Source organism: Microaerobacter geothermalis (genome assembly GCF_021608135.1).
GTDB classification, from domain to species: domain Bacteria; phylum Bacillota; class Bacilli; order DSM-22679; family DSM-22679; genus Microaerobacter; species Microaerobacter geothermalis.
Genome location: NZ_JAKIHL010000032.1, coordinates 1 through 14,776 on the forward strand (window position 1 = coordinate 1; position 14,776 = coordinate 14,776).

General features: G+C 40.1%; 16 protein-coding genes, 2 tRNA genes and 1 pseudogene. 15 read left to right on the forward strand and 4 right to left on the reverse strand.

Translation table 11 applies throughout. The annotated features are described in order from the left end of the window. Positions 1 to 450: 450 nt before the first annotated feature. The 7 genes and pseudogenes from L1765_RS11535 to L1765_RS11565 all read left to right on the forward strand — a co-directional run bounded on the left by L1765_RS11535 (position 451) and on the right by L1765_RS11565 (position 5,629). Complete coding sequence (locus L1765_RS11535; RefSeq protein ID WP_236407596.1) at positions 451 to 588, forward strand: hypothetical protein; 138 nt, start codon at positions 451 to 453, stop codon at positions 586 to 588. A gap of 89 nt (positions 589 to 677) precedes the next feature. After that, positions 678 to 754 (forward strand) — tRNA-Pro (locus L1765_RS11540). A gap of 6 nt (positions 755 to 760) precedes the next feature. Further along, a tRNA-Gly gene (locus L1765_RS11545) sits at positions 761 to 834 on the forward strand. Positions 835 to 1,121: 287 nt separating this feature from the next. Then, complete coding sequence (locus L1765_RS11550; RefSeq protein ID WP_236407598.1) at positions 1,122 to 1,670, forward strand: RNA-guided endonuclease InsQ/TnpB family protein; 549 nt, start codon at positions 1,122 to 1,124, stop codon at positions 1,668 to 1,670. 173 nt (positions 1,671 to 1,843) lie between these two features. After that, positions 1,844 to 2,768, forward strand: a pseudogene (locus L1765_RS11555) (IS3 family transposase); the annotation flags it as partial. Between the two features lie 210 nt (positions 2,769 to 2,978). Further along, entirely contained in the window at positions 2,979 to 3,971 is a 993-nt protein-coding gene (locus tag L1765_RS11560; protein WP_236407600.1) for a fatty acid desaturase, read from the forward strand. A gap of 704 nt (positions 3,972 to 4,675) precedes the next feature. Next, positions 4,676 to 5,629, forward strand: a complete 954-nt coding sequence (locus tag L1765_RS11565; RefSeq protein ID WP_236407602.1) for an FTR1 family iron permease — start codon at positions 4,676 to 4,678, stop codon at positions 5,627 to 5,629. 104 nt (positions 5,630 to 5,733) lie between these two features. Here L1765_RS11565 and L1765_RS11570 read toward each other — a convergent pair whose 3' ends face one another. Continuing rightward, on the reverse strand, positions 5,734 to 6,396 hold the full coding sequence (locus L1765_RS11570; protein WP_236407604.1) for a B3/B4 domain-containing protein: 663 nt from the start codon (positions 6,394 to 6,396) through the stop codon (positions 5,734 to 5,736). 122 nt (positions 6,397 to 6,518) lie between these two features. On the opposite strand from L1765_RS11570, the gene L1765_RS11575 reads away from it, so the two are divergent. From L1765_RS11575 to L1765_RS11610, 8 genes are all read left to right on the forward strand, one after another. Then, the gene (locus L1765_RS11575; protein WP_236407606.1) at positions 6,519 to 8,216 is read left to right on the forward strand and encodes an ABC-ATPase domain-containing protein; all 1,698 of its coding nucleotides are present in this window, start codon (positions 6,519 to 6,521) and stop codon (positions 8,214 to 8,216) included. A gap of 53 nt (positions 8,217 to 8,269) precedes the next feature. Further along, positions 8,270 to 8,707, forward strand: a complete 438-nt coding sequence (gene rnhA / locus L1765_RS11580; protein ID WP_236407615.1) for a ribonuclease HI — start codon at positions 8,270 to 8,272, stop codon at positions 8,705 to 8,707. A 34-nt stretch (positions 8,708 to 8,741) separates the two neighbouring features. Next, on the forward strand, positions 8,742 to 9,890 hold the full coding sequence (queG, locus tag L1765_RS11585; protein WP_236407617.1) for a tRNA epoxyqueuosine(34) reductase QueG: 1,149 nt from the start codon (positions 8,742 to 8,744) through the stop codon (positions 9,888 to 9,890). A 14-nt stretch (positions 9,891 to 9,904) separates the two neighbouring features. Next, positions 9,905 to 10,438 carry a methylated-DNA--[protein]-cysteine S-methyltransferase gene (locus L1765_RS11590; protein WP_236407619.1) on the forward strand — a complete coding sequence of 178 codons (534 nt, stop codon included), beginning with the start codon at positions 9,905 to 9,907 and terminating at the stop codon, positions 10,436 to 10,438. Positions 10,439 to 10,650: 212 nt separating this feature from the next. Beyond that, positions 10,651 to 11,631, forward strand: coding sequence for an amidase domain-containing protein (locus L1765_RS11595; protein WP_236407621.1), 981 nt, complete (start codon positions 10,651 to 10,653; stop codon positions 11,629 to 11,631). 103 nt (positions 11,632 to 11,734) lie between these two features. Then, positions 11,735 to 12,202: a tRNA (uridine(34)/cytosine(34)/5-carboxymethylaminomethyluridine(34)-2'-O)-methyltransferase TrmL gene (gene trmL, locus L1765_RS11600; RefSeq protein ID WP_236407631.1), complete on the forward strand. Its 468-nt coding sequence runs from the start codon at positions 11,735 to 11,737 to the stop codon at positions 12,200 to 12,202. A 56-nt stretch (positions 12,203 to 12,258) separates the two neighbouring features. After that, positions 12,259 to 12,987: an HAD family hydrolase gene (locus L1765_RS11605; RefSeq protein WP_236407633.1), complete on the forward strand. Its 729-nt coding sequence runs from the start codon at positions 12,259 to 12,261 to the stop codon at positions 12,985 to 12,987. Positions 12,988 to 13,334: 347 nt separating this feature from the next. Further along, a complete protein-coding gene (locus L1765_RS11610) occupies positions 13,335 to 13,568 on the forward strand; it encodes a hypothetical protein (protein WP_236407636.1) in 234 nt (77 codons plus the stop codon). Positions 13,569 to 13,613: 45 nt separating this feature from the next. On the opposite strand, the gene L1765_RS11615 is transcribed toward L1765_RS11610, so the two are convergent. Genes L1765_RS11615 through L1765_RS11625 form a run of 3 tightly spaced genes read right to left on the reverse strand, consistent with a single transcriptional unit; the run spans position 13,614 to position 14,727 of the window. After that, a complete protein-coding gene (locus L1765_RS11615) occupies positions 13,614 to 13,868 on the reverse strand; it encodes a spore coat associated protein CotJA (RefSeq protein WP_236407649.1) in 255 nt (84 codons plus the stop codon). Between the two features lie 11 nt (positions 13,869 to 13,879). Further along, positions 13,880 to 14,455: a manganese catalase family protein gene (locus L1765_RS11620; RefSeq protein WP_236407651.1), complete on the reverse strand. Its 576-nt coding sequence runs from the start codon at positions 14,453 to 14,455 to the stop codon at positions 13,880 to 13,882. Between the two features lie 14 nt (positions 14,456 to 14,469). Further along, entirely contained in the window at positions 14,470 to 14,727 is a 258-nt protein-coding gene (locus L1765_RS11625) for a spore coat protein CotJB (protein ID WP_236407652.1), read from the reverse strand. Positions 14,728 to 14,776 lie beyond the last annotated feature (49 nt).

A 14,776-nucleotide genomic window follows, 5' to 3' on the forward strand; every position in this document is an offset into this window, starting at 1 on the left:
ATCAAACAGCATAATCCAATAAAAACCTTTGTCCAAATCCCAATTCAACGCTTTGTACAGATGAATATTACAACAAAAACAGACGAATAAAGAGGGGGCTATTTTGCACCAATCAAAATCAACTGATAAATGCAGATATTAACGGTAGTCTTAATATTCTAAGGCAAGCCTATACAGGTATTCCCTATCTGATACAAGCAGTGAGGGATAATGGATGCGTGAACCATCCAAAGCGAATAAGGGTTGCCTAAACCATTAGGTGGAAACTTAAATACCAAACTTCGCTTGAAACAGATCTCTAATCTTTGATTAGGAAGCTCCCACTTCAAACGTGGACACGCTAAGTGATGAGTAGTTCACGAATAAACAGAGTAAATGAAGCCACATTATTTAATGTATAAGTAATTCCAGGGTTAAAAATTTTTCAAACTTTAAGGAAGGGTGTTAAAAATGGACGAACTTCTGTATTTTTTGGCATTAGTTGTGGGAATTGTTGGTGCGATCATTATTTGGAGGTACGGCAGAAATAGAACAAAAACAGTTGCCAGCAAAATTGTGAAGTCAAAGGATGATCAAGAAGATTCATAAATTATTTTTCCAAAAAAAACATTGCAAATTACTTAAATACATGTTATATTTATATCTGTCGCCGCAAGGTAATCATAAAATATAGTAATCGGGAAGTGGCTCAGCTTGGTAGAGCACCTGGTTTGGGACCAGGGGGTCGCAGGTTCAAATCCTGTCTTCCCGACCATTTTAAGCGGGTGTAGTTCAATGGTAGAACATCGGCCTTCCAAGCCGAATGCGTGGGTTCGATTCCCATCACCCGCTCCATTTATTTTACATATATTTAAGTTAGCACGGCTTTTCGTTTTTAACGAACAGTCGTTTTTTTGTTTTGTAATTTTTTTAAGTGTAATTTATGTAGAAGTTTATCCTTGAAATGGAAAAAAGTGAGGTTTAAACATGGAAGAGTATATAAAAACATTAAATGTTTGTGTTGGAATTGGGGTATTCTCTTTATTAATTATGTTATAAATTTTTAGCCAAGAAAACCTGTCGGCTTGCCGTCAGGATGAATTGGCAAGTGTCTTGGGACCGTAGAAGAAGGTGGAACACGAATGAAAATCAACAAAGCATACCGTTTCAAGTTAGAACCAACAGCAGCACAAATTCAACAATTAAAACAAGCTTGTGGTTGTCAACGTTTTGTGTATAACTACTATTTGAAAAAGAACATGGAGCAGTATAAACAGAATAAGACATTTGTGTTCTATCATGAGATGGCTACGGACTTGCCGAATTTGAAGAAGCAATTTCCATTTTTAAGCGAATCGTTTTCCCAGAGTTTGCAAACCACGTTGCGTAATTTAGACCGTGCTTTCAAAAACTTCTTTAAAGGATTAGCGGAGTTTCCAACCTTCAAAAAGAAGAATAAGCACGATTCGTTTACTTGCCCTCAAAAGTTTCGCATCGAAGAAAAGGTCATCTTCATTCCGAAAATCGGCGAAGTGCGATACCGTAAATCAAGACAAATCAAAGGAAAAGTTAAGTCCATCACCGTATCCCAAAATGGTGGTCGATGGTTTGTATCGATCCTCACCGAACAAGGGATTGAACAACAACCTAAAACATTTGAAAAGCCCGATGATAGAGACGATTCGCTATAAAGATAAGATCATTTGTAGTAGTTGTGTTAATTTGATGAAGGTAAAGAGTTAAGTAACCAGATAGAGAAAGGATGAAGAAAAAAATTATGGAATATGAATATAATGATGTTAGTATAGTTTCATGGACACATCTTAGTTAAGTGACTACAATAATCACTAGGAGGATGTGTCTAATGGATAACAAAAATACAGGCAAAAAATTTAATGAAGACTTCAAAAGAACAGTGGTTGATCTATATCACTCCGGGAGCTCAGTAAAAGATATAAGCAGCGAATATGGCGTATCTGAAGTAACGATTTATAAATGGATTAAAGCATATACTCCAGTTGAAGGGGTAGAAGGAAAATCCATCACCCCAAAGGAAGTCTCTGAACTCCAAAAAGAGAATCTTAAGCTTAAGCAGGAGCTTGAAATTTTAAAAAAGGCTATGGCCATATTCGCAAGAAAGTAGACGATACCGAGCTTATCGATTTTATTGATCAACAAAAGGCTACCTACCCTATTCAAACCATGTGTGATGTGTTAGATATCCCAAGGAGTACCTATTATCAATCTGGCCATAAAACTGAATCTAATCGAGACCGTGTAAACAAAGAATTAAAGCAATCCATAAAGACAGCCACGCCCGTTATGGGGCTCCTAAAATCCATCAAATGCTATTGAAAGAAGGCTATAAAGTCAGTATCAAACGAGTTCAGCGTCTGATGAAAAAGGCAGATATCCGTTCCATCACCAAGAGGAAGTTCCGACCACAATCAAACAAAGGTAAAGTCATTGAGGGTACTAATATTTTGAAACAGGACTTCTCTACAACGACAATTAATCAAAAATGGGTTGAGGATATCACCTATATCTATACCCTTAGGGACGGATGGTGCTATCTAGCCTCCGTATTGGATTTGCACACTGAGAAAATCGTCGGTTATTCCTTTGGAAAATCAATGACCACAGAACTGGTTATAAACGCATTAAAAAATGCTTATGAAACGCAGAAACCGGGTAAAGGATTGATATTCCATACAGATTTGGGTTCGCAATACACAAGCGATCAGCTTAAAAACTATGTTAAATCTCTTAATATGAAACAATTTTTTGCCCATTTTTTTAAGAAAAAGTATGAAAAGATATGACAAGTTGTAATCTAAAAACCCTTTTGTGTCAAGGGATTACATATGAAATGAAACGTTTTGAAAATTAAGTGTCTTTTAGTGTTGGGATCATGTATAATATAAATGTATCGAGTGCGTGTGCCTAATCTGAAATGGCATTCGTGCTAAGTGCTAATAAATTTAGAAAAGAGGAATGCATTGAAATTATCTCAAGAATACCCTCGAAGGAAGAAGGGCGTGTCTCTTCACGGTAAATCGGATAGGTGGAAGAGCATCTGGCAGTTGGTCAATAGCATTGTTCCTTTCGTTCTGTTATGGGGTCTCACTTACGTAAGTCTGTCTATCTCCATCTGGATCACGCTGGCGCTTGCGATTCTGGCTGCTGGATTCATGATCAGGATTTTCATAATTTTTCACGACTGCTGTCATCAGTCGTTCTTCGTTGGTAGAAAGGCGAATGCGATCATCGGGACGATAACGGGGATTCTCACCTTTTTCCCTTACGATCAATGGAAAAACGAACATTCCATTCATCATGCGACCAGTGGGAATTTATGCCGCAGAGGCACAGGCGACATCTGGACGCTGACTACGGAGGAGTACATGGCGCTCTCTCCATGGAGACGTCTGGGATACCGCTTATACCGCAATCCGTTTATCATGTTCGGGCTTGGACCGGTATTTCTTTTCTTGGTTCTGTACCGGTTGAATCGGAAGAATGCCAGTCGTAAGGAGCGCATGAACACATACCTGACGAACGCAGCGCTAATCGGCCTGATGGGACTTCTCTCCTGGACGCTGGGCTGGAAGGAGGTTCTCCTCGTGCAGGGTTCGATCCTATACCTTTCTGGCGTTGCGGGCATATGGCTCTTCTACGTGCAGCACCAATTCGAGAACACTTATTATGAGCGGGCAGTTGAGTGGGACTATGTCAGCGCGGCGATGCGCGGCAGCTCCTTTTATAAGCTGCCCACAATCTTGCAATGGATGACGGGGAATATCGGCTTCCACCATATACATCATCTGGATCCTCAGGTGCCGAACTATCTCTTACAGCAAACACACGAGAGCAATGCCGACCTGCAGCACGTTCCTGCTATTGGACTGCGTCAGAGTCTGCGGGCGCTTCGATACAGATTGTGGGACGAGAGCAGCAAGCGATTTGTGGGGTTTAGGGATCTGAAAGGGTAATAAGTGGCAAACCGCAGGAAACCGCGGTTTGCCCTATTATTTTCATGTAAAACCACAAGAATACTTACTTACATGGTGCGAAGGCCCTTGTGAAGTCTGATATGAGTCCTGAAGAAGGAATTGTTCTGTCGCACATCCGCTAATCAGGAACGGGGCGAATTAAAAGCGTCCGCAAATGCTTAGTGTTCAAAGTTAAAATGTTGGCGGGAGCCAAAAACGTATATTTTCGCGTTAAAATGTTGGTGAGGCCCCTAAAACGAGGTAATCGAGGGCTTGATTTCACCCAATTTATTCCATGCGCTTGCACTTGGTGACAGCGACGCTGCTACTACCCCTGGTAACGTGCTAATGCGGCTCTCCTTAGCACCCTCCTCGCCAATGTTATAGAGGTCGTTTCAAGAGCATCCCAGGCGGAAATTGAACAGTTGGCAGCAGAAATAAAAGAGCGGTGCCCAGCCTACAATTTACTAAAAGATTCCAAGATACCAATCCATGCAAAATGGCAATTATCTTCTCCGGATACCATGAATCCAATACACTAAAAGCAATTTCTCATTTTTTTCACATAATTTCACAATTCCTGCATTGACAAAGGGGATCAATATCAAGTAAAATTTAACTACAACAAATGATAACGATTTTCATTCTCTTTTTTAAAATGATTTGCAGATAAAAATGTTTCTAAGGTGGGGAGGAGGCTTCTCATGAATGCCGAGGCATTTTTGATTTCATTTAGGGAAGCATTGGAGGCACTCCTGATAGTAGGTGTGATCATTACCTATTTAAAGAAGATGGGAAAACAGGAGTTTGTGAAGTATGTGTGGGTGGGAGTAACTGGTGCGGTTTTTTCCAGTTTCATTTTTGCTTTTCTATTTCAAGTGGTACTTACTAGTTTTGCCATGATGAGTAGTCAAACCTATATGAAGCTTTCCATTATGCTGATTTCCAGTATTTTGCTTACCCAAATGGTTCTTTGGATGGCAGATAATTCAAAGGAACTGAACAGTAAATCACAGCAGAAATTGTCTGAACTAGTGACTACCGGTAGTGTGATTGGTATGATTATACATGCCTATTTGATTGTGCTTAGGGAAGGTATAGAGACGGTATTTTTCTTTGCAGCCATCAGTAAAGGGGATATATCCCAGGCCATTCAAAATTGGGGGGCTCTATCTGGGTTGGTGTTAGCCGTTGTATTATTTTGGTTTATCTTTAAAGGTGCCCTTAAGTTTCCGATCAAAACTTTCTTTAAGGTTACCGGATTTATCATCATTATGATTGCAGCCGGGTTATTGGTTAATGCGATCGGAATGATGCAGGATTTGGGGATGATTGGAAGTGTTATGCCGGAGTTGTATAACATTGCTGCATTTATGCCCGAACATCCTATAGACGAACAACAGCTGTTACGTGACCAAGGAATCACTCCTCTGATTAGCGGTAAGGTAGGCATTTTCTTCGCAGCGATGTTTGGTTACAGTCATAACCCCTCTCTTGAACAAGTGATTGCATATATAGGATACTTTGTTATTGTATTTGTGATTATTCGTTTTCAAGCTAGAAGAGAGGATAATTCTTCAAAGGCTACGAAAAGTCAGTTGAATAATGAAAGCAATGCCATACCGTCTAGAATGGGGATTGGGAGTAACTCCCGATAACAATTGCCAATTGAATAGAATTAATAAAACAGACCGTGGTAAATAATTCGGTCTGTTTTTTGTCAAGCGTAAATGTTTTATCATAAATGTGTCAAAATAGATTCCTAGGTAGTGATGTTAATTTGCTTTAGGATGCCGCCATTTATTTTAAGAAAACATTGACTTACTTTTTCACATTTTTGTTGTAATTCTGAGGGATCGTCCGTGATGCTGTAGATCACCTGAAGGATATCTTTGCTATTCTCTGTAATCATGGTTCTCGTCGAATCTACCACCGGACTGCCAAAGGGACCTATTTCATCACACAGGACTAATTTACCTTCAGCTGAGGTTTGACGGCCATTTAGCCCTTCATAACTTTCTCCTTCCCTTCCTAAACGGAGGGTGATATTTCCTTTGATCTGACTTTCATGATAAATTCCCATTGGAAGAGAATACTGAATGGAGAAAAAATTATTGATATCAACGGCAGAGTTAACCCAATACATGGGTTTGTCTTGCATGATTCGTCGGATTAAACTTTCTGAGGAAGGACGATATCTAGATGGGTCAATTCCCAAGCGGCGGAAGGCTTGTCTCCATTCTTCAATTCCCGCAATTTGTTGCCATTTTCCATTTAGATAATTAAATTTTAGATCATCAATGAATGCTGTAATCCCTTCCTTTAATTCATTTGGTGAGTCTGAAATGGAAGACTCCCGGTATATTAAGATCCCAAGGGAGAGGGAAGGATTCAGTTTTTTAATCCCTTCGTCAATATGTATCATTGGATATCACCTCAATTTTCTGTTTTGGAAGTTGCCAACATTATAGCATGAAATTAAGGAAAAACTTATAATTAGAAAAAGGTATGAAATACATGAGTATAGTTTTTACAGGAGGGATCCATTTGCAGACATTGAAACATAAATTATTAACGATGGATGGAAAGGGATACAAGCAATATAAAGAGTTACAGGGGAAATATGTATTCGGGGACTATACGTTATATATGGACTATATACAAGGGGATCCCTTTGCCAGTCCCTCCCGAATAAGAATTGAATTAAAAAATACAAAAGAATTATTGGATAAGGATGCCTATTCCACCCCATGGAGGAAGGTGGCAGTGGAAGATTTTCTAGCCAGAGAAGTTGCAAGGGCGATAAAAGAAGTGGTAAAAAAAGGCAGAGGCTCCGGAAAGAGTGGTTTAATATATATTGATGAACCTGGACAGGAGATTTTACAACGTACTGCAGTAAAAGTGACTGAAAACGTGATTGAGGTTCGGTTAAGTATTGGCTTGCCTGCTTCTGGCCGATCCATACTGGCTAAAGAAGCAATTTCTATGCTGTTTCAAGATATTCCAAAAATAATCAAGAAGGGAATTATAAACAAAAGGGGAAACTTATTAAGAACACATCTTATCCTTTCCGACCAACAGCAAGCGATCCGTCAATATTTAAAGGAGCATCGTTTCATCGCTTTTGTGGCCAATGGCTCCATTTTACCTAGGGAAAGTGGGATCAGCAACAAACCGTTAGCAAATGGTGTTCCGTTTGTTTCTCCTGCCTCCATGGAAATTTCTATACCTGTGCCTCATCAAGATGTTCCAGTTAAAGGACTGGGTATCCCGGAAGGCATTACCCTCATTGTAGGTGGAGGATATCACGGGAAAAGTACGTTATTAAAGGCTCTTGAACGGGGGGTATATCATCATATTCCAGGAGATGGACGGGAATTGGTATTGACTAGGGGAGATGCCGTCAAAATTCGAGCGGAAGACGGGCGAAAAATTACAAAGGTAAATCTAACTCTTTTTATCAATAATCTCCCCTTTGGACAAAATACCCAGTCGTTTGAGTCGGAGGATGCCAGTGGTAGCACATCTCAAGCAGCAAATATTGTGGAAGCGGTTGAAGGTGGAAGTAAGCTCCTATTAATGGATGAAGACACCAGTGCTACTAATTTTATGATTCGGGACGTTCGGATGCAAAAACTGGTATCCAAAGAAAAGGAACCGATTACACCGTTTTTGGATCAAGTGAAAAGACTAAGGGATAAATATGGGGTCTCTACCATCCTGGTATTAGGAGGATCAGGAGATTATTTTGATGTGGCTGACCATGTGATCATGATGGATGAGTATAAGCCGATAGATGTTACAATAAAGGCAAAGGAAATTTCCCGTCTGTATCAAAATCAGCGAAAGATAGAGTCGGCAGACTTTAAGATAAACTTAAATCCACGGGTTCCCCTTCCTGAAGGCCTCTTACCGATGAAAGGACATAAGGAAAAAGTGGATGCGAAAGGCTTATATCACATCATGTATGGAAAAACAGTCATTGATTTATCACTGGTAGAGCAGCTGGTGGATGACAGTCAAACGAGGGCTATTGCTGAAATGATTCGCTATGCCGCAAAAAAATATGTCGATGGGAAAAAATCGCTGATTGATATTGCCAACCTTTTATTTCAGGAAATAGAAGAAAAGGGGCTTGACGTAATTTCTCCATTTCAAGGACATCCCGGTGATTTTGCCCTCCCAAGAAAGTTGGAATGGATGGCAGCGGTGAACCGATTAAGAACGTTAAAAATAAAAACGTAACATTAAACAGGTAGAAACAACTAGAGTAATTTTTGTGTGATGGAGGATATGGGATGAAGGAAGTAAAGATTTATACTGATGGTGCTTGCTCCTACAATCCGGGTCCGGGTGGTTGGGGTGCAGTCCTTATTTATGGGGATCATATGAAAGAGATATCAGGATTTGAATCCAATACAACAAACCAACGAATGGAGTTATTAGCTGCCATTAAGGCGTTATCTCAATTGAAGTGTTCTTGCAAGGTAAAATTATATAGCGACAGTGCTTACCTGGTAAACTGTTTTCGACAGGGATGGTATAAAAATTGGCAGAGGAACGGGTGGTTAAATAGTAAAAAAGAACCCGTTGAAAATCAGGATCTCTGGAAAGAATTGCTTAAATTATCTACTTACCATCAAGTTGAATTTATTAAGGTGAAGGGGCATGCTGATAATAAGTGGAATAACCGCTGTGATGAATTGGCCACTTCTGCGATAAAACATCATACATAAGTTCATCTTTGGAACTAACAAGAGGGAAATAACCATGAATTGGACTGTCTTAAAAGATGAAATAAAAAAGTATGCAAAAGAGATTGGCATTGATAAAGTGGGTGTCGCTTCTGCTGATCCTTTTTTGGAATTAAAAGAAAGACTGATTAAACATCGGGAATTCGGTTATGAGTCAGGGTTTGAAGAAAAGGATATCGAAAAAAGAACTCACCCGGAGTTAACCATGGAGGATGTCCGTTCAATGATTTCCATTGCCATTGCTTACCCCTCAATATTAAAAGATCCTCCCCGTTCTGTACCAGGAAACAGACGAGGGATGGTTAGCCGGGCTGCATGGGGGTTGGATTATCATCATGTATTAAGGGAGAAATTATCTTTGTTAAGTGATTTTATTATGGAAAAAGTGCCGGAGGCCATAACGAAATCCATGGTAGATACCGGAGCCCTTTCTGATCGTGCCGTTGCTGAAAGAGCAGGATTGGGGTGGGTTGGAAAAAATTGCAGTTTAATCACTCCTGAATTCGGCTCATGGGTTTATTTAGGGGAATTGTTGACCAATCTCCCCCTTCCTCCAGACATTCCCATTGAAGATCAGTGTGGGGAATGTAATGCCTGTATTGAGGCATGTCCCACCAGTGCATTTGTGCAGCCTGGTCAGTTGAACTCTCAGCGGTGCTTGGCCTACATCACCCAGGTAAAGGATGATATATCTGAAGAATTCAGGGAAAAATTAGGAAACCGACTATATGGGTGTGATACTTGTCAACAGGTTTGCCCCAAGAACCGGAAAATGAACTTTACCCATCAGGAAGCTTTCCATCCTGATCCCGATTTGGCCAAACCGCCCCTTATTCCTTTGCTTTCAATCACCAAAGGTACGTTCAAGAACACCTTTGGTTCCACTGCAGCGGCATGGCGGGGAAAGAAACCGATTCAGAGAAATGCAATCATTGCCTTGGCACATTTTAAAGATCCGGAAGCAATACCTGAGTTAACAAAGGTGATGACCGAAGATATTCGTCCGGTTATGAGAAAAACAGCCGCATGGGCCCTGGGGAAAATCGGCGGTTCAGATGCTGAGACAGCATTAAAGAAACAGCTGAAAAAAGAAGAAGATGAAACAGTCCGGAGAGAGATTGAAAAATCCTTGGAACAAATAAATAAAAAAAAGATTTTGTTATGATGGGAGAGTAGAAGATGAAAAGACGCCATCTCATTTATGCGGAAATGGATTCTCCTATTGGAGACCTAACCATTGTATCCAGTCCTGTTGGAATATGCAGTATTGAGTTTGGTTCCTATTCACAAGTAAAAATGAGCATTTTGCGCATGTCACAAAGAATGATGTTTCTTGAGGAACCCAAATCTTCCCCTGATGAACTTTTTGAGGTTATTCGGCAGTTAAATGAGTATTTTGACAGGAAAAGAAAGTACTTTCAAGTCCCTTTGGACCTGGTTGGCACTCCTTTTCAGAAAAAAGTTTGGCATCAGCTTCAGCAAATTCCCTATGGAGAAACAAAATCGTACAAAGAAGTGGCATCCTTGTTACATAGCCCAAAGGCAGTTAGGGCTGTCGGTGGGGCAAATAATAAGAACCCTGTGCCAATTATTGTCCCATGTCATCGGGTGGTAGGGAGCAACGGGGCCTTGGTCGGTTATGGAGGAGGAATTGGGATAAAGGAATATCTTTTACAACTTGAGGGTTGCGAAAATTATCTGATAAGTATATAATAAAGATAATTAATGTAAGGTTAACTAACATGAAATCCCCCTATCTCTCCATCCCTATCTATTTTACCGGTTATCTCTGGGTAACCGGGTCTTTTTTTTGTGAATTATATGTAATGAAAATTAACACATTCCTTCGTGTATAAATTTTTCTCCCCAAATCACCATTTTCGCATAAACTATAAGGGATACAAAAGGGGGAAAGGGGAGGAGTAATGACAAAGGATTGGTTTGAGGTGATCAAAAAGTACTTGTCTTTGGAGACAAAGGTGCGTATCGATGGTGAAGAAGAACAAGTTGGTGAATTTTTTACTGATTCTAGTCAAGCAAACGAAATCATAAATAAACTAAGAAGAAGCAAAGAACAGGATAAAGAGAGAAATGCCATCTTCATAAAAGGGGAAATTAAGCTGGATCGATGCGAAATAAAAAAGGAAGGGACCGATGAGATCATCGTGAAAATCCCTCTTTATCAAAGATGGGTATATAAATTGAAAGATATGTTTTATGAACAAGAAAAGCTGGGGATAAGGGAGATTTGCTTGAAAGAACAGTATGGTTCATGGAGGTTATTAAAGGATGAAATGGATGCGGGACTCCGTATTCAAGATGCTCCGGAAACAATGGCAAAAGAGGGTATTCCCCCTTTTTTCCATGAAACGAACGAAAATGATGCAAATCAAATCACAAATAGAGGAATTTATAATCGATTGAAAGCTCAAAGATATGCTGAAATATGGTGGAATCAATATAATCCTCAATACGAAAAATTTGAAGCGGATTGCACCAATTTTGTTTCTCAATGTCTTCTGGCTGGTGGCGTTCCAATGACATATACAGGTAATCAGGGCAAGGGCTGGTGGTATCGAAACAATGGCAATCTTCATCATTGGAGTTACAGTTGGGTAGTAGCCCATAGTTTACGGTGGTATTTGTCCACGAGCAGGAATGGACTGAGGGCAGTTGAAGTTAGTTCACCCCATAAATTATCGATAGGGGATGTGATTAGTTACGATTATGATGGAGATGGCCATTGGCAGCACAATACGATTGTTGTATTAAAGGATAGTAATGATATGCCTTTGGTGAATGCCCATACTAATAACAGCAGACACAGGTATTGGGACTACCGTGATTCTGCTGCCTGGACTCCTCATATTAAGTATAAATTTTTTCATATTGTTGATGAATTTTAAACTGTATATGAAAAAATGGCTTCGATTTTTGAAGCTTTTATTTTTTAATATGATATAAAAAATGTATAATGGATGTTAGATATAGTTTATAGAAGGTGAGTATATGTCCTTTCATGTTGTTTTGGTTGAACCAGAAATCCCAGCCAATACCGGAAATATTGCAAGAACATGTGCCGGTACCAATTCCTCTCTCCATCTGGTTAGGCCCTTAGGTTTTTCTACGGATGACAGATACTTGAAAAGAGCGGGTCTTGATTATTGGGATAAAGTAGAAATTCACTATTATGATTCATTTCACGAGGTATTAAGGAAGTATCCCAACCATCGGTTCTTTTTTGCCACCACCAAGGCCCAGAGAAAATATACTGACTTTTCTTTTTGTGCAGGGGATTTTTTTGTGTTTGGAAAAGAGACTGCCGGGTTACCTAAAGAGATATTGGATGCCAATCCGGAAACCTCCTTGCGAATACCAATGATTTCAACCCATATCCGTTCCCTGAACCTGTCAAATTCTGTTGCTATCATGATTTACGAAGCATTAAGACAGATTCATTTTCCGGGGATGGGTTAGGCTTAGATCATGTGAAAAATAGAACAAGTAAATAAGAATTAGATGGAGGGATCTTCGTGGCGGAGAAAACAAAAGCGATTTTATTTGATTTGGATGGAACTTTACTTCCAATGGATACCGACGGATTCATCGAAAAATATCTGCAGCTGTTAGCGCCAAGGGTTGCCCACATCATTGAACCGAAGGATTTTGTCAAACAGTTATGGGCATCTACCCATGAAATGATAAAAAATAATGACCCTAATACCACCAATGAACAGGTGTTTACTGAACATTTTTTAAAAAATACCCACCTTAAAAGAGAAATTATCTGGCCTATATTTGACCACTTTTACAGAGAAATATTCCCTATTCTGAAAGAACATACCAATCCAACTCCCTTGTCTCGAAACATTGTGGAAACTGCATTGGATCGGGGATACAAAATAGCAATTGCTACCAATCCCGTATTTCCAAGGGAGGCTATTGTGCACCGCATGAGGTGGGCTGAAGTGGACGATTTACCCTTTGATTGGGTAACGGTATATGAAGAATCCCATTTTTGTAAGCCAAATCCCAATTATTATATAGAGGTTGCCAACCAGTTAAATATTCATCCTGAAAACTGTATTATGGTAGGAAACGATATCCAGGAGGATATGGTTGCCGGTAAAACAGGGATGAGGACCTACTTGGTTAGGGATTACCTTATTGATCGCGGAAATATGGCTTATCATCGGGATGATGAAGGTTCTCTTGAGGACTTGCACAATCAGCTTGCGACTGGGAAAAGCATATTTTCCTGAAGCCATCATTTTGGTTCCCTCCATCTAAGTAGACCAAGTTGCCAGGAAAGAAGAAAGCCTTGAACCGAAGTTCAAGGCTTTAGAGTATAAATGCATTATAGTCCCGGAGTTTTGTCCTCGTTGTAGCCGGAAGTAAGAATCGCAAATAAAAAGGCCGCTGCAACGATAATGGCAATAATGGTTTTCATCCCTTTTCTCCCCTTCTTAAACTTTTCGCATATAATTATAACATCTTGTCTATAAGTTATCCAAAGGAAAAATGAAAAATCCCAAAAAAAATGAAAAAAATTGGGTTGTCCTTTAAAGAAAATGAATAAAATATGGTAATAAAGATCACTTTATCATATGTGAGCATTTTTGAAGGGATGAAAGTGATGAATGTGACCATCCTGTCAGTAAAAAAACAAATAGATGGCAAGGGAGTTTTTTATAAGATTTTATTATTTGCAGACGGCTCCCTATCCACCTGTTTTATTCGCTCGGAACTTCACAGAAGTGATTTGCTGCAGAAACTGTATCAAATACGCAGGATTTCTGATATTTATCAAATAGACGAAAAAGCAACCATATACAGTGCTTAAGGGACCTTTCCAAGGCCCCTTTGCTTATTTTATCCACTAGGACTCCTAAGATTCCAAGGATACATTGACCGTACGTTCCACTGACGAAGTTTCATGAAAGTAGTCGGGACAGGATTCTTTATGTTTATGGGGTCCATCGTATGGATCATACAACCATTTGAACAAAGTTCCTTTTTTTAGAGCAACCGATAAGGGAAACTGATCAATAAAGGGATCAAATGGCATTGGCAGAACGGGAGGGTAGTTCATGGGAGGGTATCCGGTAGGTTTAAAATAGGGTTGGTGGTGCTTGATACTCATAATCTGTCCTCCTAATAGTATTTTTTCGGGTTTTTATAATGCTCTTCCACCAGATAAAGAGCTTCCCTGAAGCGTTGAGAATGAACAACCTCACGCTCCCTTAAGAATTTTAACGTTTCCTTTAAATCTGGATCATCGGTCAGATTGATGAGCCATTGATAGGTAGCCCTTGCTTTTTCCTCTGCTGCAATATCTTCTGCCAAATCAGCGATGGGATCCCCTTTCGCTTGGATGTACGCGGCGGTCCAAGGATTACCGCTGGCATCCATGTAGAACAGGGCATGATCATGGTCAGCATATTGGCTTCCAAGTCCGGCTTCACGCATTTCTTGCGGGGAGGCTCCTTTGACTAATTTATAAACCATCGTAGCAATCACTTCCAAGTGCCCCATTTCTTCTGTTCCAATATCTGTTAGCAATGCTTTTGCTCGTTCATTTGGCATACTATACCGCTGATTTAAATAGCGAAGGGCAGCGGAGAGTTCACCATCGGGACCACCGTATTGTGTGATCAGGTATTTTGCCATTTGTAGATCGCGTTTTCCTACTCTAACTGGCACTTCTAATTTTTTTTCATAGATCCACATCCATGCAAACCTCCCTAGTATTCAATTTCCCACGGCCAAGGTTGACTTACCCATACCCATTCTCTGGGGGATTTTGACCACCCGTACTGGGCGATCGGACCATCATGTGATTCATACTCTGCTTTTAGCATCTGGAGTCTGTCAGCAAGCATGTTGTATTGGGCTATTGCTCGATGATCCTCAGGGTGAGTATCCAGATACAGTTGCAGTTCCACCAGACCAAACTGCACTTCCTGAAGCTTACGAACCAATCTGTGGTATTCTTTGCTCATATGTCTCCTCCCCAATATCAGTTTCCTTGTATTACACTTTAACTTATGC

What these genes read in the sequence shown, in the direction of transcription:
- L1765_RS11535 (WP_236407596.1), top strand. Translation starts at nt 451, where the DNA reads ATGGACGAACTTCTGTATTTTTTGGCATTAGTTGTGGGAATTGTTGGT.
- L1765_RS11550 (WP_236407598.1), top strand. Translation starts at nt 1,122, where the DNA reads ATGAAAATCAACAAAGCATACCGTTTCAAGTTAGAACCAACAGCAGCA.
- L1765_RS11565 (WP_236407602.1), top strand. Translation starts at nt 4,676, where the DNA reads ATGAATGCCGAGGCATTTTTGATTTCATTTAGGGAAGCATTGGAGGCA.
- L1765_RS11570 (WP_236407604.1), bottom strand. Translation starts at nt 6,396, where the DNA reads ATGATACATATTGACGAAGGGATTAAAAAACTGAATCCTTCCCTCTCC.
- rnhA (WP_236407615.1), top strand. Translation starts at nt 8,270, where the DNA reads ATGAAGGAAGTAAAGATTTATACTGATGGTGCTTGCTCCTACAATCCG.
- queG (WP_236407617.1), top strand. Translation starts at nt 8,742, where the DNA reads ATGAATTGGACTGTCTTAAAAGATGAAATAAAAAAGTATGCAAAAGAG.
- L1765_RS11590 (WP_236407619.1), top strand. Translation starts at nt 9,905, where the DNA reads ATGAAAAGACGCCATCTCATTTATGCGGAAATGGATTCTCCTATTGGA.
- L1765_RS11595 (WP_236407621.1), top strand. Translation starts at nt 10,651, where the DNA reads ATGACAAAGGATTGGTTTGAGGTGATCAAAAAGTACTTGTCTTTGGAG.
- trmL (WP_236407631.1), top strand. Translation starts at nt 11,735, where the DNA reads ATGTCCTTTCATGTTGTTTTGGTTGAACCAGAAATCCCAGCCAATACC.
- L1765_RS11615 (WP_236407649.1), bottom strand. Translation starts at nt 13,868, where the DNA reads ATGAGTATCAAGCACCACCAACCCTATTTTAAACCTACCGGATACCCT.
- L1765_RS11620 (WP_236407651.1), bottom strand. Translation starts at nt 14,455, where the DNA reads ATGTGGATCTATGAAAAAAAATTAGAAGTGCCAGTTAGAGTAGGAAAA.
- L1765_RS11625 (WP_236407652.1), bottom strand. Translation starts at nt 14,727, where the DNA reads ATGAGCAAAGAATACCACAGATTGGTTCGTAAGCTTCAGGAAGTGCAG.